Annotated in this window: 18 protein-coding genes and 1 pseudogene; 6 read left to right on the top strand and 13 right to left on the bottom strand. The window is 67.3% G+C overall.

Annotated features, from left to right (window positions below; all coding sequences use genetic code 11):
- Positions 1–135 precede the first annotated feature (135 nt).
- From GGR03_RS02755 to tpiA, 12 genes and pseudogenes are all read right to left on the bottom strand, one after another.
- The gene (locus GGR03_RS02755; RefSeq protein WP_183206026.1) at positions 136–783 is read right to left on the bottom strand and encodes an SGNH/GDSL hydrolase family protein; all 648 of its coding nucleotides are present in this window, start codon (positions 781–783) and stop codon (positions 136–138) included.
- A gap of 3 nt (positions 784–786) precedes the next feature.
- Complete coding sequence (locus GGR03_RS02750; RefSeq protein ID WP_183206025.1) at positions 787–2,190, bottom strand: pyruvate dehydrogenase complex dihydrolipoamide acetyltransferase; 1,404 nt, start codon at positions 2,188–2,190, stop codon at positions 787–789.
- Between the two features lie 12 nt (positions 2,191–2,202).
- Positions 2,203–2,706 (bottom strand): SRPBCC family protein, encoded by a 504-nt coding sequence (locus GGR03_RS02745; RefSeq protein ID WP_183206024.1) that lies wholly within the window; start codon positions 2,704–2,706, stop codon positions 2,203–2,205.
- 4 nt (positions 2,707–2,710) lie between these two features.
- Positions 2,711–4,135, bottom strand: a complete 1,425-nt coding sequence (locus GGR03_RS02740; protein ID WP_183206023.1) for a pyruvate dehydrogenase complex E1 component subunit beta — start codon at positions 4,133–4,135, stop codon at positions 2,711–2,713.
- Positions 4,136–4,145: 10 nt separating this feature from the next.
- Positions 4,146–5,264 carry a pyruvate dehydrogenase (acetyl-transferring) E1 component subunit alpha gene (gene pdhA, locus GGR03_RS02735; RefSeq protein ID WP_418885042.1) on the bottom strand — a complete coding sequence of 373 codons (1,119 nt, stop codon included), beginning with the start codon at positions 5,262–5,264 and terminating at the stop codon, positions 4,146–4,148.
- 199 nt (positions 5,265–5,463) lie between these two features.
- On the bottom strand, positions 5,464–5,784 hold the full coding sequence (locus tag GGR03_RS02730) for an FtsB family cell division protein (protein WP_183206022.1): 321 nt from the start codon (positions 5,782–5,784) through the stop codon (positions 5,464–5,466).
- 118 nt (positions 5,785–5,902) lie between these two features.
- Positions 5,903–7,177 (bottom strand): phosphopyruvate hydratase, encoded by a 1,275-nt coding sequence (gene eno / locus GGR03_RS02725; RefSeq protein WP_183206021.1) that lies wholly within the window; start codon positions 7,175–7,177, stop codon positions 5,903–5,905.
- Positions 7,178–7,772: 595 nt separating this feature from the next.
- Positions 7,773–8,612 carry a 3-deoxy-8-phosphooctulonate synthase gene (gene kdsA, locus GGR03_RS02720; RefSeq protein ID WP_183206020.1) on the bottom strand — a complete coding sequence of 280 codons (840 nt, stop codon included), beginning with the start codon at positions 8,610–8,612 and terminating at the stop codon, positions 7,773–7,775.
- On the bottom strand, positions 8,609–9,478 hold the full coding sequence (locus GGR03_RS02715) for a VOC family protein (protein WP_183206019.1): 870 nt from the start codon (positions 9,476–9,478) through the stop codon (positions 8,609–8,611). Before GGR03_RS02715 ends, kdsA begins: the two co-directional genes overlap by 4 nt.
- A gap of 89 nt (positions 9,479–9,567) precedes the next feature.
- Positions 9,568–11,196, bottom strand: coding sequence for a CTP synthase (pyrG, locus tag GGR03_RS02710; protein WP_183206018.1), 1,629 nt, complete (start codon positions 11,194–11,196; stop codon positions 9,568–9,570).
- 306 nt (positions 11,197–11,502) lie between these two features.
- Positions 11,503–11,970, bottom strand: a pseudogene (gene secG, locus GGR03_RS24710) (preprotein translocase subunit SecG); the annotation flags it as partial.
- Between the two features lie 97 nt (positions 11,971–12,067).
- The gene (gene tpiA / locus GGR03_RS02700; RefSeq protein WP_183206016.1) at positions 12,068–12,829 is read right to left on the bottom strand and encodes a triose-phosphate isomerase; all 762 of its coding nucleotides are present in this window, start codon (positions 12,827–12,829) and stop codon (positions 12,068–12,070) included.
- 173 nt (positions 12,830–13,002) lie between these two features.
- Between tpiA and GGR03_RS02695 the strand changes: the two genes are divergently transcribed.
- The 6 genes from GGR03_RS02695 to lexA all read left to right on the top strand — a co-directional run bounded on the left by GGR03_RS02695 (position 13,003) and on the right by lexA (position 19,216).
- Complete coding sequence (locus GGR03_RS02695; RefSeq protein ID WP_183206015.1) at positions 13,003–14,883, top strand: peptidylprolyl isomerase; 1,881 nt, start codon at positions 13,003–13,005, stop codon at positions 14,881–14,883.
- Positions 14,880–15,911, top strand: a complete 1,032-nt coding sequence (trpD, locus tag GGR03_RS02690) for an anthranilate phosphoribosyltransferase (RefSeq protein ID WP_183206014.1) — start codon at positions 14,880–14,882, stop codon at positions 15,909–15,911. Before GGR03_RS02695 ends, trpD begins: the two co-directional genes overlap by 4 nt.
- Positions 15,908–16,723, top strand: a complete 816-nt coding sequence (trpC, locus tag GGR03_RS02685) for an indole-3-glycerol phosphate synthase TrpC (protein WP_183206013.1) — start codon at positions 15,908–15,910, stop codon at positions 16,721–16,723. Before trpD ends, trpC begins: the two co-directional genes overlap by 4 nt.
- Complete coding sequence (moaC, locus tag GGR03_RS02680; RefSeq protein WP_183206012.1) at positions 16,720–17,211, top strand: cyclic pyranopterin monophosphate synthase MoaC; 492 nt, start codon at positions 16,720–16,722, stop codon at positions 17,209–17,211. Before trpC ends, moaC begins: the two co-directional genes overlap by 4 nt.
- Positions 17,208–18,419, top strand: a complete 1,212-nt coding sequence (locus GGR03_RS02675; RefSeq protein WP_183206011.1) for a molybdopterin molybdotransferase MoeA — start codon at positions 17,208–17,210, stop codon at positions 18,417–18,419. Before moaC ends, GGR03_RS02675 begins: the two co-directional genes overlap by 4 nt.
- A gap of 65 nt (positions 18,420–18,484) precedes the next feature.
- Entirely contained in the window at positions 18,485–19,216 is a 732-nt protein-coding gene (lexA, locus tag GGR03_RS02670; protein ID WP_183206010.1) for a transcriptional repressor LexA, read from the top strand.
- On the opposite strand, the gene GGR03_RS02665 is transcribed toward lexA, so the two are convergent.
- On the bottom strand, positions 19,207–21,531 hold the full coding sequence (locus GGR03_RS02665) for a ComEC/Rec2 family competence protein (protein WP_183206009.1): 2,325 nt from the start codon (positions 21,529–21,531) through the stop codon (positions 19,207–19,209). The two genes, lexA and GGR03_RS02665, sit on opposite strands and share 10 nt — an antisense overlap.
- Positions 21,532–21,734: the final 203 nt, after the last annotated feature.

Here is a 21,734-nt window from a genome sequence, read left to right as displayed (position 1 = left end):
GGGTCATCGTCTCCTCGGACGCGATATCGTCGGGGGCCGGTGGCGCTGCGTCGAAACAGCCGGGCCACACAGCGGAGATAAGTCGTGCCGACCGGTCCTGCCCTGCCACAGACGCATGGGAGGCCGGTCGTTCGGTCATGCCGTCTCGGCAAGCAAAGCCCTCACCGGCTCGACCAGCGCTTCGCCCAATGCCCGCGTATGGGTTGCGTCGAGATGCACGCCGTCGAGCGGGGTCGTCTCGCACACTTCCGCAGCATCGAAGATCGCACAGCCATATTCCTCGGCGACCTTCGTGCAAGCCGAACGGAAATGCTGCGATTCTTCGATCCCGTGGCCGAACAGAAGCGAAAAGTCGGGTTCCGTCGTCTGGCAGAAATGCGGCGGAGCGACGATCAGGATCTTCGGGACGGAATAGCCGCGCTGATACGGGTAGGTCTGGATGATCTCGACCAGCCTCTCCATTCCCTGGCGCGACTCGAACACGCGGCCGCCGCCGGTGTGGCGCTTCAGGTCGTTGGTACCGAGCATCAGCACGACGAGATCGAGCGGCTGATGCGCCCCCAGCGCCGTGGGCAGCGTCTTCGCGCCGTTGCGCTCGCCCATCACCATGTGGTCGTCGAAGACCGTGGTGCGCCCGTTGAGCCCGTCGGTGATGACGGCAACGTCCTCGCCGAGCGCCCTGGCGAGGACATTCGGCCAGCGGTCGTCGAAAGCGTGCCGCAGCCCCGTCTCCGCGTCGTAGCCCCAGGTCAGCGAGTCGCCGAAGCAGAGAATCGTCTTCATCGCCTAGACCAGCATCGACATGGGATTCTCGATCAGCTGCCGGAACGCGCCAAGGAGTTCGGCGCCGAGGGCGCCGTCGACGGCCCGGTGGTCGGTGGAGAGGGTGACGCTCATCACCGTCGCAACCACGACAGCGCCGTTCTTGACCACGGCCCGAGGCTCGCCGGCGCCGACCGCCAGGATCGTCGCATGGGGTGGATTGATCACCGCGGCGAAATCCTTGATCCCGAACATGCCGAGATTGGACACCGCGGTGGTGCCGCCCTGATACTCCTCGGGCTTCAGCTTGCGGGCCCGAGCGCGCTTGGCAAGGTCCTTCATCTCGTTCGAGATCGCCGAAAGCGTCTTTTCCTCGGCGCGGCGGATGATCGGGGTGATCAGCCCACCCTCGATCGAGACGGCGACGCCGACATCGGCGTGCTTGTGGACGAGCATCGCAGACTCCGTCCACGAGGCGTTGGCGGCAGGCACCGCCTTCAACGCAAGAGCCATCGCCTTGATGATCATGTCGTTGACCGAAAGCTTGTAGGCCGGGCGGTCGCCGCTCTCGCCCTTCACCATCGGTGCCGCGGCGTTCAGCTGCTGGCGGAGCGCCAGGAGCGCGTCGAGTTCGCAGTCGATCGTCAGGTAGAAATGCGGGATCGTCGACTTTGCCTCGACCAGCCTGCGGGCGATGGTCTTGCGCATGCCGTCGTGCGGGATGGCTTCGTACGATCCCTCGGCGAAGAGCTTGCGGATCTGCTCGTCGCTGGCGCCCTTCGGCGCGGATGCCGCCGGCGCCGCAGCCGTTGCGGGCGCGGCCTTGTCAGGCGCTGCTGCGGGTGCGGGCTTGCCGCCGTCCTTCGCGGCTGCCTCGACATCCGCCTTGACCACGCGCCCGTGCGGGCCGGAGCCGGCGATCGTGGTGACGTCGATCCCGGCTTCCTTCGCCAGCCGGCGCGCCAGCGGCGACGCAAAGACGCGCTCTCCCTCGTTGCGAGCCGGCGCCGGTTTTGGCGAATCGTCGGTTGCCCCGGTGCGCGGACTCGGCGGCGCTTCCTTCGCCGGCGCGGTGCTACTCGATGCGGCGTCGGCCTTCGGATCTGCCGCTATGGCACCGCCGTCCGCGGAGGCTGGAGCAGAACCGCCCGACCCCTCGCCCTTGGCCGCGGCCGCGGCATCCTCGCCCTCCGCCGCCAGGATGGCGATCACGTCGTTGACCTTGACCCCCTCGGTGCCGGCCGGGACCAGGATCTTCGCGACCGTCCCCTCGTCCACGGCCTCGACTTCCATCGTGGCCTTGTCGGTCTCTATCTCGGCAATGACGTCGCCGGAAGCGACCTTGTCACCCTCCTTCACCAGCCATTTGGCGAGGTTGCCCTCCTCCATGGTCGGCGACAGCGCGGGCATCGTGACGTTGATCGGCATCCGGGCGTCTCCTCAGTGGCCGTTGCGCAGGTTGCCCTTGCGCCGGGCGTGATGTTCTTCCGCGTGGGTGGCCAGCCCGGCGAGATGCCGCTGCCAGCCGTCGCGATGATCGAGCAGGAGCGTCGCCCGGTCGGGTTCCGGCGCTTTCTCCCAGCCCTGGTGTTCGATGGTCACGTGCGTGCCGTCACCCGAAGGCTCCAGGGACACCGAGACGATCGTGTCGAAGTCCCAGTCCTCGTCTGCCCAGACCATGACGAAGCCCTTCGGCGGATGAAACGCCGTCACCTCGGCCGTCGTCGTCTTCCGGCGCCCGGACGGATCGGTCCAGGGCTCGGCGAAGCGTCCGCCGAGCGCCGGCTCGAATTCAAGATTGTCGCGCCACCAGGCCTTGAAGCAGTCCGGCTCGGTCAGGCATGCCCACACGGATCGCGGATCAGCGCCGACCGTCCGGGTGATCACGAGCGTGCCGCCATCCGCGGGCGGCTGCCGGTCGTCGTGAGCAGCTTCTGCGGCCATCGCCTCAATCCCGGTAGCAGACCGCCTTGACCGCATCGATCACTTCCTTGACCGATGGCAGCGCCAGCTTCTCGAGATTGGCGGCATAGGGCATCGGGACGTCCTTGCCGCTGACCTTGAGCACCGGCGCGTCGAGATGATCGAAGGCCCGGACCATCAGTTCCGAAGCGATATGCCCGCCGACGGAATTCTGCGGAAAGCCTTCCTCGACCGTGACGCAGCGATTGGTCTTCATCACCGAGCGAACCACCGTGTCCATGTCCAGCGGCCGGATCGTGCGCAGGTCGATGATCTCGACGTCGATGCCTTCCTTGGCCAGTTCCTCGGCAGCCTTGATCGCGTAGGTCATGCCGATGCTGAAGGAGACGATTGTGCAGTCCTTGCCCTTGCGGTGGATACGAGCCTTGCCGATCGGCACCGTCCAGTCATCGAGCTTCGGCACGTCGAAGGCGTGGCCGTAGAGGATCTCGTTCTCGAGGAAGATGACCGGGTTCGGATCGCGGATCGCGGATTTCAGCAGACCCTTGGCATCGGCCGCCGTGAACGGCTGCACGACCTTCAGCCCTGGGATGTGGCTGTACCAGGCCGAATAGTCCTGGCTGTGCTGGGCGCCGACCCGTGCCGCTGCGCCGTTCGGCCCGCGGAACACGATCGGACAGCCCATCTGGCCGCCGGCCATGTAGAGCGTCTTGGCCGCCGAATTGACGATCTGGTCGATCGCCTGCATGGCGAAGTTGAAGGTCATGAACTCGACGATCGGCTTCAGACCGGCGAATGCCGCGCCGACGCCCAGGCCGGCAAAGCCGTGCTCGGTGATCGGCGTGTCGACCACGCGGCGGGCACCGAACTCTTCCAGCAGCCCCTGCGTGATCTTGTAGGCGCCCTGGTACTCGGCGACTTCCTCGCCCATCACGAAGACCGTCTCGTCGCGGCGGAGTTCTTCCGCCATCGCGTCGCGCAGCGCCTCGCGGACCGTGGTCGAAACCATCTCCGTGCCTTCCGGCACCTCCGGGCCGATGTCGCCATCGGGATCGGCCGGCTCGGGGTGCTTCATGCCCTCGGCCGGCACCTTGCGGTCGGCAGCCGGCTTTTCTTCCTGTGCGTCGGCGGCTGGCGCCTCGGCCTTCGGCTCTGCAGCCGGCTTCGGCGCCGGCGCCGCTTCCTTTTCGAGCGCGCTGGCGTCCTCGCCCTCGGCGAGCAGCATCGCGATCGGCGTGTTGACCTTCACGCCTTCCGTGCCGGCCTGGACCAGGATCTTGCCCAGCGTTCCCTCGTCGACCGCCTCGACTTCCATCGTGGCCTTGTCAGTCTCGATCTCGGCGATGACGTCACCGGCGGCGACGGTGTCGCCTTCCTGCTTTAGCCACTTGGCCAGCGTGCCTTCCTCCATCGTCGGAGAAAGGGCGGGCATCAGAATTTCGGTCGCCATGGTCGTCCCCTTACTCGGCCGCCTGCGGAACGGCGTCCGCGTAGATATCCGTCCACAGCTCGGACACGTCGGGCTCGGGATCGTTCTGGGCGAAGTCGGCCGCATCGGCGACGATCTCGCGCACGTCCTTGTCGATCGCCTTGACCTCGTCCTCGCTCAGGCCGTGCGGCCCGAGAAGCCGCTGCTTCACCTGCTCGATCGGGTCGGACTCGGCGCGCATCTTCTGCACCTCGTCGCGGGTGCGGTACTTGGCCGGATCCGACATCGAGTGGCCGCGATAGCGATAGGTCATCATCTCGAGGATGATCGGCCCGTCGCCCTTGCGGCAATGGGCGGCGGCGAGATCCCCGGCAGCCTTCACCGCCCGCACGTCCATGCCGTCGACCTGGATGCCGGGAATCTTGAAGGACAGGCCGCGATGGGCGAAATTCGTCTCCGCCGAGGCCCGGCTGACCGACGTGCCCATGGCGTAGCGGTTGTTCTCGATGACGTAGACCACCGGCAGCTTCCACAGCGAGGCCATGTTGAAGCTCTCGTAGACCTGGCCCTGGTTGGAAGCGCCGTCGCCGAAATAGGTGATCGAGATCGAATCGTTGCCGTTGTAGCGGTTGGCGAAGGCGAGGCCGGTGCCGATCGGCACCTGGGCGCCGACGATGCCGTGGCCCCCGTAGAACTTCTTCTCTTTCGAGAACATGTGCATCGAGCCGCCCTTGCCCTTGGAATAGCCCGAGCGGCGGCCGGTGAGCTCTGCCATCACGCCGCGGGCCTCCATGCCGGTGGCGAGCATGTGACCGTGGTCGCGATAGCCGGTGATGACCTGGTCACCCTCCTTCATTGCCATCTGCATGCCGACGACGACAGCTTCCTGGCCGATATAGAGGTGGCAGAACCCGCCGATGAAGCCCATGCCGTAGAGCTGGCCGGCCTTTTCCTCGAAGCGGCGGATCAGCAGCATGTCGCGATAGGCCTGCAGTTCGGCCTCGCGGGAAAACTCTACCGGCAGCGGCGGGACGTATTGCTCCAGCGTGGCGACGATTCCGGTGGACGATTCCGGCGTGTCGGCCGCCATCGTTCCGGCGCCCTGCGTTGCCCCGCCGGGAGCGGGTGACTTGTTCTGCCTGGTCGCCATGGGTGCTCCGGGTCTTGATCGGCCGACAGGCGGCCCCAAATTCTTGCCGGGAGTATAGTGACCGTCGCGCCCCCATCAAGCGAACGAGCGGCCTTTCGGCCGCGGGGACCGCATTTTAATCCGTATTCAGTTAATCTGCTGCGGAGCAGCAATTTAACCGATTTACGGTTATGATGTTTTTGGCAGTCGTTCTCGCAGGTTAGCGGAAATCGTTGCGCAGGATGACGATTTCGTCCTCCATCGCCACGTTGAGGCTGCGACGCGCGCGTTCGTCGATCATGTCACGCTCCAGCGTCCCGTCATGCAGCAGCTGCACCCGCTGCTCCAGCGCCTCGCGCTCGCGCGTCAGCTCGTCGAGATGCGCTGAACGAACCGCCAGCTCGCGCGTCAAGGAAGCCCGCGCCTCGAGCCCGTATTTGCCGCTCTGCGCGTGGATTGCGAAATAGGCGAGGAAGCTGGCGGTGATCGCCGGAACGATCAGCCGTCCGATCTGGGTGGGTCGTTTCTGAATCGTGCGCATCGGGCCCTCCGGGAGCCCGACACTCTCACGAGCGGGATTAAGAGCGCGTAAACCACGCGCGCAGCTTCGTCAGCCGCACCGCTCTCGCAAAGGGGCGGCGCGGCCTCGGGGGAACCTCTCAGCCGCGCAGAATCGAGCGACCGGCGTAGACGGCCTGGTCACCGAGCTCGGCTTCGATTCGCAGGAGCTGATTGTACTTGGCGAGCCGGTCGGAGCGGGCCAGCGAGCCGGTCTTGATCTGCCCGCAGTTCGTCGCGACAGCGAGGTCGGCGATGGTCGAATCTTCGGTCTCGCCGGAGCGATGCGACATCACCGCGGTGTACCCGGCCCGGTGCGCGACGGAGACGGCGTCGAGCGTCTCGGACAGCGTGCCGATCTGGTTGACCTTGACGAGGATCGAGTTGGCGACGCCCTTGGCGATGCCTTCCCGCAGCCGCTCTGAATTGGTCACGAAGAGGTCGTCGCCGACGAGCTGCACCGTGCCGCCGATCTGGTCCGTCAGCGTCTTCCAGCCGGCCCAGTCGTCCTCGGCCATGCCGTCCTCGATCGAGATGATCGGATAGGAGGCAGCCAGCTCGCCGTAATAGGCGGCCATGTCGTTCGGGGAAAGCTTGCGACCCTCTCCCGCCAGATCGTAGACGCCGTCCTTGAAGAATTCGGTCGATGCCGGATCGAGCGCCAGGAAGATGTCCTCGCCGGCCTTGTAGCCGGCCTTCCCGATCGCCTGCATGACGAAGTCGAGCGCCTCCTTGGCGGAGCCGAGATTCGGCGCGAAACCGCCTTCGTCGCCGACATTGGTGTTGTGCCCGGCCGCCTTCAGCATCGTCTTCAGCGTGTGGAAGACCTCCGCGCCCATGCGCAGCGCGTCCGAGAAGCGCTCGGCGCCGACCGGCATGATCATGAATTCCTGGAAGTCGATCGGGTTGTCGGCATGGGCGCCGCCATTGATGATGTTCATCATCGGCACCGGCAGGACATGGGCTGAAGGCCCGCCGACATAGCGGTAGAACGGCAGGACACAGGCCTCCGCGCCGGCCTTGGCGACGGCGAGCGAGACGCCGAGAATCGCATTGGCGCCGAGGCGGCTCTTGTTGGCGGTGCCGTCGAGCGTGCGCAGCACCGAGTCGATCCGCAGCTGGTCCTCGGCCTCGTAGCCGCCGAGCGCCTCGAGGATCTCGCCATTGATCCCGGCGACGGCCTTCTCGACGCCCTTGCCGAGATAGCGCGACCCGCCATCCCGCAGCTCGACCGCCTCGTGGGCGCCGGTCGAGGCGCCCGACGGCACCGCGGCGCGGCCCATCGACCCGTCTTCCAGGATGACGTCGACCTCCACCGTCGGGTTGCCCCGGCTGTCGAGAATTTCGCGTCCGATGATGTCGATGATGGCGGTCATGCGGTCAGGTTCCTGTCTTGAACTACGGCCCTCTTATCGCAGCCGCAGCACAAGGGAAACGTTGGGCAGTGTGAACAAAGTGCGATTCGACACTTCCAATCAGCTAGGAAAGGCACCCCAAACCACTGCCATAACCAGAATGAAGGTGCCAAACCCGTAAAGGGAGCGAAAAATCCATCGGTTTACGCGCTCCGTAAGCGAAGCATTTGAGAAGGTCTGGATCTCCCAGCCTTTCATCGCCAGTGTCGCCCAAAGGAGAACGCCGGTCCCGACTACAGCAAGCGCTGTCACAGCGGCCTTGGAGTACCCAAGGAAAGCGCCTGCTCCTAAGCCTACGACCGCACCGGCTAATGCGGCAATCGCGGCCAGGCAAAAGGACTGCCAGAGCGCATCCCTAACGAGGCTTATTCTTGGTCTAGCGGGTAGGTCTGGCTGGCGATGCAGTCGATCACTATCCACTACCTCTTCCTCGTCGAATGCCGCGGGATTCGTGAACGCCAACCAGCAAAGCCATATCGCTCGTCCAAGGCTGACGGCCGTTGGTGTCTTCAAAGCCAATATGCGTCCCCCTCGGCGAACGTTCGAGCCGTCGACGTTAAGCGTCAAACCCCTTCGCCACTGCATCCAGCGCCTGCAGGCGCTTCAGCAACTCGGGCATGCGGTCGAGCGGCACCATGTTCGGCCCATCCGACGGCGCGTTGTCGGGGTCGTCGTGGGTCTCGATGAACAGCCCGGCGACGCCGACGGCGATCGCGGCACGCGACAGTGTCTCGACGAAGCGGCGTTCCCCGCCCGAGGAGCCGCCCTGCCCGCCCGGCTGCTGGACCGAATGCGTCGCGTCGAAGACGATCGGCGCGCCGGTCTCCGCCATGATCGGCAGGGCGCGGAAGTCCGAGACCAGCGTGTTGTAGCCGAAGGAGACGCCGCGCTCGGTGAGCAGCACGTTGGCGTTGCCGCTCTCGGTCACCTTGGCGAGGACGTTCTTCATGTCCCAGGGCGCGAGGAATTGGCCCTTCTTGATGTTGACCACCCGGCCGGTCTCGGCCGCGGCGATCAACAGGTCGGTCTGGCGGCAGAGGAAGGCCGGGATCTGCAATATGTCGCAGATCACCGCCGCCTCGCGGCACTGCTCCTCGGTGTGGACGTCGGTCAGCACCGGCAGGCCGAAGGTCCGGGCGATCTCCTCGAACACCGGCAGCGCGGCGGAGAGGCCGATACCGCGTCGGCCGGACAGGCTGGTACGGTTGGCCTTGTCGAAGCTCGCCTTGAAGACGAAGCCGATGCCGAGATCGTCGGTGATGCGCTTCATCCGCTCGGCGATCATCATCGCGTGGTCGCGGCTCTCCATCTGGCAGGGGCCGGCAATCAGCGCGAAGGGGCGGGCATTGTCGAACACCGCCTGTCCGGCGGCGACGCTCGTATTGGTGACGGTCATGCGGGGGTTTCCTCGAAGGTGATGAAGGCAGAGCCGCCGGCGTCGAGCGGGACGGTCAGCCGGCCTGGCTGATCCGAAAGAACCGCAGAGCCGACCGCGGCGCGGGTTGCCACCAGGTCCGTGACTGACAAGACAATCCCAGCGATGACCAGGCCGCGTCCGTCCTTGCGGCATGAACCGTAACGCTCGGCCGCGATGTCGTCGGTGACGATCTCGAGCGCCGATTCAGCCAACGCCAGGCGCAGGGTCCCGGCACCCTCTGCGGTCGGCAGCACGCCGGACGCGGACTCCAGCAGCAGACGGGTGGCGGGGGAGACCTCGCCGACAAGCACGATCCGCGAAAGACCGGTGACCCCGTTCGGGTGACAGGTCAGCGCGGCGCGGTCCGGGGCCATGCGATGCAGCTTCTGGCAGAAGAACAACGTCGCGCCGAAATCGGCGGGCGAGCGCGCGAAGGTCAGGCGGAAAGACAAGGTCGCGCTGGTGCCGTCGGGAGAGACGAGATCGCGGGAGAACTCGACGACGCCGTCCTCGCCCAGCCCGTGCTCGGCCAGTGTGTCGCGATCGACCAGCGCGTCGTCCGAGCGGAGCGCGAGGCCCGAGAAGGCGGGCAGCGGATTGGCGCTGCGGAAGGCCGCATCATGCTGGACAAAGAGATTGCCCTCGCCGAGCGCATCGCCGTAAGCGCCGTGGTCGACCACCGCCAGCGGCTCCAGATAGGCGCCATCGGCGAAGAACACGCAGGCATTGCCGGTGCCGAACGGATGCACCGCATCCGGCGCCACCGTGAAGCCCAGAGCTTCAAGACGGGATCGGGCTGACGGCAGATCCGGGAACGGTAGGACGACATGGTCGATGGGTCGCATGGCTTGGCCCTATGGCAACTGCAAAGGCATGACCAGTTCCGCCCAGAGCAACCGTCAACACCGCCGGGCTGCCTCGCCCGACGCCGCGGTCAGACCAGGCGGCTCTGTTCCAGCGCCGCGGCGATGAAGCTGGCGAAGAGCGGGTGCGGATCGAAGGGCCGCGACTTCAGCTCGGGATGATACTGGACGCCGATGAACCAGGGATGGTCGGCAAGCTCGATCGTCTCCGGCAGCAGCCCGTCCGGCGACATGCCGGCGAAGTCCATCCCGGCGGCCTCCAGCACGTCCCGATACGACCGGTTGACCTCGTAGCGATGGCGGTGACGTTCCTCGATCTCGGTCGTGCCGTAGATCTCGGCGATCTTCGAGCCTGCCTTGAGCTCGGCCTTGTAGGCGCCCAGCCGCATCGTGCCGCCGAGATCGCCGCGCTCGGCGCGCTGCTCGAGCTCATTGCCCTTCAGCCATTCGGTCATCAACCCGACCACCGGCTCGGACGTCGGCCCGAATTCGGTGGAGCCGGCATCCTTGATGCCGGCCAGCGAACGCGCCGCCTCGATCACCGCCATCTGCATGCCGAAGCAGATGCCGAAATACGGCACCTTGCGCTCGCGTGCGAAGCCGGCGGCGAGGATCTTGCCCTCGGCGCCCCGTTCGCCGAAGCCGCCGGGCACGAGAATGCCGTGGACGCGCTCCAGATACGGTGCCGGGTCTTCTTCCTCGAAGACCTCCGACTCGATCCAGTCGAGCTTGACCCGCACCTTATTGGCGATGCCGCCGTGCTGCAGGGCCTCGATCAGGGATTTGTAGGCGTCCTTGAGGCCGGTGTACTTGCCGACCACCGCGATGGTCACCTCGCCCTCGGGGCTGCGGATGCCCTCGACGACCTGCTGCCAGAGCTGAAGCTTCGGCTTCGGCGCCGGGTCGATGCCGAAGGCAGCCAGCACCTCGGTGTCGAGGCCTTCATTGTGATAGGCGATCGGCACGTCATAGATCGTCGCGACGTCCAGCGCCTGGATGACGGCGGTCTCGCGGACGTTGCAGAACAGACTCATCTTGCGACGCTCTTCGGCCGGAACCGGCCGGTCGGCGCGCACAAGCAGGATGTCAGGCTGAATGCCTATGGCACGCAGCTCGCGCACCGAATGCTGGGTCGGCTTGGTCTTCAGCTCGCCCGCCGTCGGAATGTAAGGCATCAGCGTCAGGTGGATGTAGACCGCCCCGCCGCGCGGCAGGTCGTTGCCGAGCTGCCGGATCGCCTCAAGGAACGGCATCGCCTCGATGTCGCCGACCGTCCCGCCGATCTCGCACAGGACGAAGTCAAAGTCCCCGTTGCCGTCGAGGACGAAGGCCTTGATCGCGTCGGTGACGTGCGGGATCACCTGGACTGTGGCGCCGAGATAGTCGCCGCGGCGCTCCTTGGCGATGATCTCCTGGTAGATCCGGCCAGTGGTAATGTTGTCCATCCGGTTGGCGGACCGCCCGGTGAAGCGTTCGTAGTGGCCGAGATCGAGATCGGTTTCCGCCCCGTCGTCGGTGACGAAGACCTCGCCGTGCTGAGTCGGGCTCATCGTGCCCGGATCGACGTTGAGATAGGGGTCGAGCTTGCGCAGACGGACCCGGTAGCCCCGCGCCTGCAGCAATGCGCCGAGAGCCGCCGAGGCAATACCCTTGCCGAGAGAGGAGACCACGCCGCCGGTAATGAAGATGTATCGCGCCATGGGCCTTCCCGATAACCCCACGAGGGAGATTCTGCCAGTCGTTTTTGATCGCCAACGAATTCGGCGGGACGCCTGAGGCGCCCCGCCGCTGCGATCACGAGGATTAAGAGCCTGTGTCTACTGCTGGTTCGTGCCGGTCGTGTTGCCGGTGGCCGGGCCATCCGTGCCTGCCGGCGGCGCTTCCGCCGGCGGGACCGTTGGCTCCTCGGCCGCGTTCGGCACGCTCTCGCCTGGATTGGCCCCGGTCTCCCCGACAGGCCCGGAGCTGCCGTCGGCGTCCGGAACATCGAGGGGAGCGCTCTGCGGCTCGTCGGTCGAGGTCGGCGCCTCGGGCGCAACCGGCGCCGACTCGCTGGCGGCAGGCGCGGACTGTGTCGCGGCCGGCGGGGTCACCCCGTTCGGAACCGTGAGCGGCTGGTCGCCTTCGACCGCTGCCCCGTCCTCGGCCGGCAAGCCGCCGAGCTGGTCGAGCAAGCTGCCGCCCTGGTCACCGTCATTGGTCGTGCTGCCCTGGTTGACGGGCAGCCGGTCCAGAATGTCCGTCGGCTGGGCGCCATAGCGGGCAAGCAGGCCGAGCGACAGCGAGGTGATGAAGAAACCAGCCGCCAGAATGGCCGTCAGGCGAGTCAGTGCACTGGCCGCGCCGCGCGCCGTCATCATGCCGCCGCCACCGCCGCCGATACCGAGCGCGCCGCCCTCGGAACGCTGCAGCAGGACAACGATCACGAGCGCGATGACGATCACCAAGTGGATGATGATGAGAATTGTTTCCATTGGACTTTCGCAACGCGTCTTTTCGGGAGTTGCGCGCCTTCTATAGAAGCTTGGTCAGCTTTCCAACCGGATTCGGCAGGCGCGCTCCATGCGTCGCTCAGGAAGCGACGCGCGCCCTGCATATCGCGACGAAGTCCGCGGCCTTCAAGCTGGCGCCACCGACCAGTGCTCCATCGACATTGTCGACGCCCAGCAGCTCGGCGGCGTTCGAGGGCTTCACGGAGCCGCCATAAAGGATGCGAACGCCGCCGGCGACTTCGTCGCCAAAGCGCTCCGCGAGCGTGCGGCGGATGAAATCGTGCACCTCGCGGACATCGTCGACCGTCGGCGTCCGACCCGTGCCGATCGCCCAGACCGGCTCGTAGGCGACGACGGTCGACGCCGCCCGCACGCCCTCCGGCAACGAGCCGTCCAGCTGGGCGCCGAGGACATCGAGGGTCTGGCCGGCCTGGCGCTGGGCATCGGTCTCGCCGACGCAGACGATCGCCACGAGTCCAGACGCCCAGGCCGCCTCGGCCTTGGATTTGATGAGAGTGTCGCTCTCGCCGTGATCGGCCCGGCGCTCCGAATGGCCGACGATGACGTAGCGGGCGCCGACATCCGCCAGCATGGCCGCCGAGATGTCACCGGTGTGGGCACCGGACGCATCCTCGTGGCAATCCTGGCCGCCCACGGCAACGGCATCGCCCAGAATGCCATGGCTCGCGGAAAGCAGGGTCGCCGGCGGGCAGATCAGCAGGTCGAGGCCCTCCCCGGCCCCATCCCGCACTGCCGCGGCGATCTCCGCGAGTTCCGGCAGGGAGCTCAGCGTCCCGTTCATCTTCCAATTGCCGGCAATCAGTGGCTTCGGTCGCGTCATCTTTGTTCCTCCCCGGGTGTGCCAGCGCGGACGTAACGGGCCGGCCATGCTAAATCAAATCCGGACGGCTGCTTGCGCAGGGCCTACCGTCTTTCCTAAGAACGCGTCCAAGGACTGTACCGGTTCGATCTCGCCGCAACGGCGCCGATTGCCGGCCTGCTCGGGAGACCGGAATGCTCAATACCCTCCGCGACAGCGTCAAGGGCTGGACCGCAAAGATCCTGCTGGGTCTCCTGGTGCTCAGCTTCGCGGTCTGGGGCATCGGCGACGCCTTCCAGACCGGCAAAGCCACCACCGTCGCCAGCGCCGGCGACACGGAGGTGTCGCTACAGGATTACGCGCTCGCCTACAGTCGCGCCTCGCAGCGCCTGGCGCAGCAGCTCGGGCGGCAACCGACGGCCGAGGAAGCGCAGATGTTCGGCATCGACCAGGGCGTCATCAGCCAGCTGGTCGCAGGGGCCGTTCTCGACGAGCAGGGTCGCAACATCGGTCTTGGACTCTCGGAGGAGCAACTTGCCCGGCTGATCGCCGAGGATCCAAGCTTCCACGACGCTTCCGGCAATTTCTCCCGCAATGCCTTCCGCAACATCCTCGCCAATGCCGGGATGAGCGAGCAGGACTATATCCGGACCAAGGCCGACGAGGCGGTGCGTACACAGATCATCGACGCGATCGCCGAGGGAGTCGAAACCCCCGCAGCCTTCGCGACGGCGCTCGGCCTCTATAATGGCGAGCGCCGTACGGTCGAGTATGTGACCCTGTCCCCCTCGATCGTCACGCCGGTCGCCGATCCCTCGGACGAGGTGCTTGCGACCTATTTCGAAGAGAACAAGGCCAATTACGCGGCGCCGGAATATCGCTCCTTCGCCTACGCCCTGCTGACGCCCGAAGCCCTCAGCGACCCCTCAACCATCGCGGATGAACAGGTCGCTGCCGATTACGAGCAGCACCGGGCGAATTACGTCACGCCGGAACAGCGCCGGGTCCAGCAGGTCGTGTTTCCGGACCGTGCCGCGGCCGATGCCGCACAGGCGCAGCTCGAAGCGGGAACGGCCTTTGAGGTAGCGGCAGTGCAGGCCGGGCGGAGCATCGTGGATCTCGGGCTCGTAGCGCGGAGCGCAATTCCGGACCAAGCTCTTGCCGATGCGGCCTTCGCGCTGGCCGAGGGTGAGACGTCGGCCGTCGTCGACGGACGCTTCGGACCGGTGCTCTTGCGGGTGAGCGAGATCCAGCCGGAGGGCGCTCGCCCGATGGAGGAGGTTTCGGAGGAGGTTCGCAACGAGCTGGCGCTGGTCGCCGCCAACGACGCCGCGGCTGCAGCCTACAACGCCTTCGAGGATGCCCGCGCCGGCGGAGCTGACTTCGAGGAAGCCGCGCGCGGTGCCGGACTCACGGTCGTCACCGTCGAGGCTGACCGCCAGGGCAACGACCGCGACGAAACGCCCATCGCGAACCTTCCGGCCGAACAGGAACTGCTGGCCGGCGTCTTCGAGACCGAGCCCGGGCTCGACAATGTGCCGATCAATTTCGGCTCCAACAGCTACGTCTTCTACGACCTGCTCTCCATTACACCGGCGGGGGATCGTAGCCTCGACGAAGTCCGCGACCGCGTCGTTGCCGACTGGAAGGCTGCCGAGACCCAGCGTCTGCTCGCCGAACGCATCGAGGGCCTGCGGGCCGAACTAGAAGCCGGCGGCAGCCTCGACGCGATCGCAGCGGAGGCCGGGGTGGCGAAGCAGACGGCTCCTGCCATCTCGCGCCAGTCCGGCGCCGGAGAACTGGGGCAGGCAGCTGTGGCGGCAGCTTTCGGCGGCGGTAACGGCACCGTCGCCACGGCGCCCGGTCCCACTCCCGGGACGCAGCTGCTGCTGCAGGTCACCGAAGTCGCACCGCCCGCCGACCCGGCTTCGAACGTCGCGGCGAACGAGCGCCAGCAGATGGCGGCGATGCTCCAGGACGATCTGCTGCAGAGTTATGTCACCCTGCTCCAGAATACCTACCCGGTCAGCATCAATGCGGCCGGCATCGAGAACGCAAAGGCCATGCTGCGGTGAGCCAGACGCTGAAACCCTTCCTCGCCAAGGTCGCTACCGGTGCGGCCCTCGATCGGGAGGAAGCCGAGGCGGCGTTCGGGGTGATGATGGCCGGCGAGGCGACGCCCGCACAGATCGGCGGGTTCCTGATGGCGCTCAGGGTGCGTGGCGAGACGGTCGACGAAATGGCCGGCGCCGTGTCGGTGATGCGCGCGAACATGCTGAAGGTGGCGGCACCTGCCGGCGCCATTGACATCGTCGGCACGGGCGGCGACCAGGCCGGCACGGTCAACGTCTCGACCTGCTCGGCCTTCGTCCTGGCCGGCTGCGGCCTTATCGTCGCCAAGCATGGCAACCGGGCCCTGTCGTCGCGATCCGGCGCGGCCGACGTGCTCACGGCGCTCGGCGTCAATGTCGAGATGAAGCCGGAGGCGATCTCCCGTACCATCGCGGAAGCCGGCATCGGCTTCATGTTCGCGCCGACCCATCACGCCGCCATGCGGTTCGTCGGTCCGAGCCGGGTGGAGCTCGGCACGCGGACGATCTTCAACCTGCTCGGACCGATGTCGAACCCGGCGGGCGTCAGGAAACTCCTGCTCGGTGTGTTCGCGCCGGAGTGGCTGGTGCCGCTGGCCGAGACCCTGCGGGCGCTGGGCGCCGAGTCGGCCTGGGTCGTGCATGGCGACGGGCTCGACGAGATGACGGTCACCGGCCGCACCGATGTCGCGGCGCTCGCGGATGGCGAGATCCGGACCTTCAGCATCGAGCCCGAGGACGTCGGCCTGCGCCGCTGGACACTTGCCGACGTGCGGGGCGGCGATGCCGAAGCCAATGCGGCGGCGCTGCGCGCGGTGCTGGACGGGGCGCATGGCGCGTATCGCGATATCGTGCTCCTTAACAGCGCCGGTGCCCTGGTGATGGCCGGCGCCGCGGATGACCTTCTGACCGGCGTCCAGGCGGCGGCCGACGCGATCGACAGCGGCCGCGCCGGGGCCGCGCTCGACCGGCTGGTCACTGTCACGCAGAACGTTGTCGGAGGCACGCCATGAGCGACATCCTGCGCGAGATCGAGATCTACAAGCGCGAGGAGATCGCCGCGGCGAAGCGCGCCCGCCCGCTCGCCGAAATCGAAGCGGCCGCGGCACGGGCCGATCCGCCGCGCGGCTTCGTCGACGCGATCCGCCGCAAGCTCGCGCTCGGCGATCTGGCCCTTATCGCCGAGGTGAAGAAGGCGAGCCCGTCCAAGGGCCTGATCCGGGAGGATTTCGACCCGCCTGCCCTCGCCGCCGCCTATGAACGCGCCGGCGCCGCCTGTCTCAGCGTTCTGACGGACGCGCCGTCCTTCCAGGGCGCGCCGGAATTCCTGACGGCCGCGCGTGCGGCGACGGAACTGCCGGCACTGCGCAAGGACTTCATGCACGACACCTACCAGGTGGCGGAGGCCCGAGCCTGGGGTGCCGACGCGATCCTGATCATCATGGCGGCGGTCGACGACGCCTTGGCGGCCGACCTTGAGTCGGCGGCGGAGAGCTACGGCCTCGACGTTCTCGTCGAGGTGCATGACGAAGCCGAGACCGAACGCGCTTTGCGGCTGCGCTCGCCGCTCGTCGGCATCAACAACCGCAACCTGCGGACCTTCGAGACCAGCCTGGAGACTGCCGAGCGCTTGGCGCGACTGGTGCCGGCGGACCGGATCCTCGTGGGCGAAAGCGGCATCGTGACCAATGCCGACTGCCTGCGCCTCGCCGATCACGGCATCCGGACCTTCCTCGTCGGCGAGAGCCTGATGCGCCAGGAGGACGTGGAGGCGGCGACGCGCGCCCTGCTCGGCAAGCAGCGGGTCGCGGAGGGCGCGGCGTGAGCGAGGAGCCCCGCCTGACCCATCTGGATGCCTCGGGGGCGGCCACGATGGTCGATGTCGGGGACAAGGAGGCGACGGTGCGGGTCGCCGTTGCCGAGGGCCTGGTGATCATGGAGCCGGCAACGCTCGAGCTGATCCTCTCCGGGCAGGCGAAGAAGGGCGACGTGATTGCCGTCGCGCGGATCGCCGGGATCATGGCAGCCAAGCGGACGCACGAACTGATTCCGCTCTGCCATCCGCTGCTGATCGACAAGGTGGCGGTCGAGATCGAGGCAGAACCGGCTCTGCCCGGTCTGCGGGTCACGGCGACGGTGCGGGTCGGCGGCCGCACCGGCGTCGAGATGGAGGCGCTGACGGCGGTCTCGGTCGCATGCCTCACCATCTACGATATGGCCAAGGCAGTGGACCGCTCCATGGCGCTGACCGGGATCCGGCTCCTGTCGAAATCCGGCGGCCGATCCGGCGAATGGGTGGCCGCGGGCCCATGAGCCTCATCTCGGTCGATGCGGCCTATCGGCTACTCCTGCAGGATGCCGCGCCCATCGGCCGGATGGAAGACCTGCCGCTGAGCCAGGCAGCAGGACGGGTTCTTGGCACCGACATCGTCGCGCTTCGCACCCAGCCTTCCTTCGACGCGTCAGCCATGGACGGATACGCCGTCCGCTCGGCCGATCTTGCCGCCGGGCTCACGCCGCTGCGCCTGATCGGCGAAGCCGCCGCGGGACGGGCCTTCGACGGCGCGGTCGGCGCGGGCGAGACCGTCCGGATCTTCACCGGCGCGCCCGTACCGGCGGGTGCCGACGCCATACTCATCCAGGAAGATACGACGGTCGAAGCATCCGGCCGGATCATGCCCTGCGCGACGGTGGCCGAGCGGCAGCATGTGCGGTTTGCCGGCGTGGATTTCCGCGAGGGCGACAAGCTGCTCCCCGGCGGCTGCCTGTTGTCGCCCGGCGCCATTGCGCTGGCCGCGAGCGGCGGCCACCCAACACTGACAGTGCGCCAGCGCCCGCGCGTGGCGGTTCTGGCCACCGGCGACGAGCTGGTGTTGCCGGGCGTCGCCCCCGGTCCCGCCCAGATCGTCGCGTCCAACGGCTTTGGCGTCGCGGCGATGGTGGCGGCGGCAGGCGGCGAGGCGCTCGACTACGGCATTGCCCCGGACGACAGCGGCGCGATCGCGGCGCGGCTGGACCAGGCGCTGGCGGAGGGCGCCGACATTTTCGTCACGATTGGCGGCGCGTCGGTCGGCGACCATGATCTCGTCGGGGCAGTCTTCGCGGAACGCGGCGTCGCCTTGGACTTTTGGAAGGTCGCGATGCGGCCAGGCAAGCCTCTGATGGCGGGTCGTCTGCGCGACATGCGCATCGTCGGATTGCCCGGCAACCCTGCCTCCTCGATGGTTGCCGCCAAGCTCTTCCTCGCCCCGCTGGTCTCCCGGCTCGCCGGACGGCCCGAGCGTCCGCTCACGCGCAATGCCATTCTTGGCGCGGCTGTGCCCGAAAACGGCGAGCGAACCGACTTCGTCCGGTCGGTGGTCGAGCTTGCCGATGACGGGACCGCTACCGTGACCCCGCTTCCCCGACAGGATTCGTCGCTACTTTCGACCTACGCCCATGCGCAGGGCCTGCTGGTGCGGCCGCCCGGCGCCGCACCAGCGGAGGCGGGACAGCCTTGCCAGTATGTTCCGCTCGACTGACGGGCTTGCAGAACACAACTAGAACAGATAGCTTTGTTCAGGTTTTGTTTTAAGGAGTCGCCCCGATGCTGACGCGCAAGCAGCACGACCTTCTGATGTTCATCAACGGACGGCTGAAGGAAACCGGGGTGCCGCCTTCCTTCGACGAAATGAAGGATGCGTTGGATCTTCGGTCGAAATCGGGGATCCACCGGCTGATCACCGCGCTCGAGGAACGGGGCTTCATCCGCCGCCTGCCCAACCGGGCGCGTGCCCTTGAGGTGCTGCGGCTGCCCGAGTCGATGCAGGCCGTCCCCTCCGCGCCCGTCGGCCGCCCCGGCTTCCGACCGAGCGTCGTGGAGGGACGCGGTGCCACGGCGCAGAAACCTGCCGAGCCGGCTCGCGCCCCACAGGGAAGGAGCGGCGCCGACGCGATGATCTCGATCCCGGTCATGGGCCGGATCGCAGCGGGCGTGCCGATTTCCGCCATCCAGCACAACACGCATTCGCTCTCGCTGCCGCCGGACATGATCGGCAGCGGCGAGCACTACGCGCTGGAGGTGAAGGGCGATTCGATGGTCGAGGCGGGCATTCTCGACGGCGATACCGTGGTGATCCGGCGTTCCGACACGGCCGCGCCCGGCGAGATCGTGGTGGCGCTGGTCGACGACGAGGAGGCGACGCTCAAGCGCTTCCGGCGCCGCGGCGACACGATCGCGCTGGAGGCCGCCAATCCGGCATACGAGACGCGGATCTTCGGTGCCGACCGGGTGAAGGTCCAGGGCAAGCTCGTCGGCCTGATCCGGCGCTATTCCTGAGCGCCCGCCGGCGCGGCAAAGCTGTCGACCGCATCTGACAGGGGCGTCGCGATGTCCGGTGGCGGTGTCCCGGTCTCGGGGTTCACGATCACTGGCGTTGGGGGAGCGACGAAGGCTGGCGGGGGAGCCACCGGCACGGCGCTGACGCTGGGCACTTCGCCCACCACCGGCTCGTCCTCCACCGGCTTTCGCCAATATTCCGGCCACGGCGCAGCCCGGTGGCGGTTCCACTCGACGAATGGCTCGGCAATCGCCTTCTCGACGACCGGCCTTGCCGTCCCCGGGGCCGTGCTGACGGCCAGCGAGCCGCTACGGCGCAGCGTCCGCAGGGTGACGAGTGCCGCGCCTGACTGGCACCTTGTCAGCCGGATGGCCCTGGCGACGATCGCGACATCGGCTTCGTCGCAGGCCATTCCGGTCTTCTCGTAGTCATTCGTCCACGCGATCCTCAGTCCACCACGGGTCGCAAAGCGGCAAAACCCTTCGGCGCAGTCGGCCGGCAGCCGGATTCTCTGAGCGCTGCCAGGCCGAATCTGCGGCGCGAAGGCTCGCTCCCACTGCTCGGCCACGAAGTCGTTCGGCAGGTCGCGGAGGAAAGCGAGATCCCCAGCTTCGCCGACCGTGGCGAGTTCCTTGCCGTCCTCGAAGATCAGGAGTTCAGGCAGCGGTGAACGGTCCGGGAACAGTAAGAGACCGAATGTCGTCAGCGGCACCGCCAGCCATCTGAGACCGCTCGTGAAGAACGAGCCGGCAATGATCGCCGCGGTGAGTAGCAGCAACCCCTCCGCCGTCATTAAACCTACTCCGCGGTCCGGCAGGCGAAGATGGACCTCGTAGGCGATATCCAGCACGAGCGAAACGCCGGCGCCCATCAGCTGAAGGAACCAGCCATCCAGGCCGAACGGCATCAGCAGCGTGCCGATCAGCGCCAGTGGCATGATCCAGAAGCTGAAGAGCGGCATCGTCAGGAGGTTCGCGACGAAGCCGAACAGCGCCATGCGGTGAAAATGGTATGCCGAATAAGGTGCCGTGGCTGTGCCGGCAAAGAGCGAAGTGGCAATGATGGCCGCAAGCCCGACCAGCACGGCGCGCCCGATCCCGCCCTTGCGCCGCGCGACGGCCTGGCCGCGCCGCCGTTGCCGCGAATTCCACGCCGCATAGCCGCCGATCAGCGCCGCCGTCGCGGCAAAGCTCATCTGGAAGCTCGCCGTCATGACAGCGTGGGGACGAAGTGCCACGACGACGATTGCCGCGATCGAGAGGTTGCGCAGGGTCAGCGCCGGCCTGTCGAACAGCACGGCCAGCAGCATGACCGCCAGCATCACGTAGGCGCGCTGGGTGGCGACGTTGGCGCCGGAAATGCCGAGATAGAACGTCGCGACGGCGAGCGCGGCGACGGCGGCGATCTTCTTGGTCGGCAGCCCGAGCGCGACAGGGGCAATCAGTGCCAGAAGCGAGCGGACCAGCACGAGCGCAAAACCGGCGACGATCGCCATGTGCAGCCCTGAGATCGACAGGACATGCGCAAGACCCGTGCTGCGCAGCCACTCCTCGGCGTCCTCGGGAATGGCGGCCCGCTCCCCGGTGATCAGCGCCGCCGCAATGGCGCCGGCAGGGCCGCCGATCGTGTCCTGGATGCGCTCGGTCATCGCCAGGCGGATGAGCGCGAGCTGGGTGCGGATGCGCTCGGCGATCCCCGGCCTTGGCCCCGGGGGCGCGTCGCCCACCATGCCGTCAGGCGCGCCTAGACCGAAACCGTAAGCGCCGACCCCGTCGAAGAAAGGCTGCAACGCGAAGTCGTGGCTGCCCGGATAGGCCGGCCCGGAGGGCGGCCGCAGCCGCACGAGGCCGGCATAGTTTTCGCCGGGCGCGATCGGCTGGTGGCGGCTGCCGACGAGGATCCGCACGCGCTCGGGCGGGCGCGACAAGACTGGCCGGTCGGTGGCAGCGACGTCGATCATGTAGCGGTAGCGGTCGCGATCGTCGCGTTCCCGGGCGACCACCGTTCCGACAACGCGCACCGTTGCCTCGCCGGAGAAGATGGTCGTCGCGGTTCGCGTGATCTCGCTTGAGGCGAGGCCAGCGCCGGCCATGCCCATGCCGGCAACGAGAAGCGCGCCGCGCCATAGGGGGCGGCCGCCGAAGCCCCAGGCGACCATGAGCAGGATCGCGCTGGTGCCAAAGGCGAGGAGGAGCGACGGTCGCCACCCGAGCGCATGGACGAGGACGCTGCCGCAGATCAGCGAGATCGGGACGAGGTGGAAGCCGGAGCGCGCCCGGGTTTCCGCCTCCAGCTGCGCGGTCAACCAGGCCAAAACGGCTTCGTAGGCGTTGCGGCGCCGTCGGGTGAAGCGGGACAGGACACCATCGCGCCGTTCCGCATCGCGCGAGGCAGGCGCACTCGGCGGGTCATCACGATCCGCGGTGGCCTCCATCGCCCTCCCCCGTCGCCTTGTCTCAGCCTTCGCCTATGCTACACAGCCGCGACGCGAATGCGATATCGATCGCGATCCCTTTT

This window comes from Aurantimonas endophytica, assembly GCF_014196845.1.
GTDB lineage: Bacteria > Pseudomonadota > Alphaproteobacteria > Rhizobiales > Rhizobiaceae > Aurantimonas > Aurantimonas endophytica.
The sequence above is the reverse complement of the archived record's forward strand: the minus strand, read 5'-3'. Positions and strand labels throughout refer to the sequence as shown.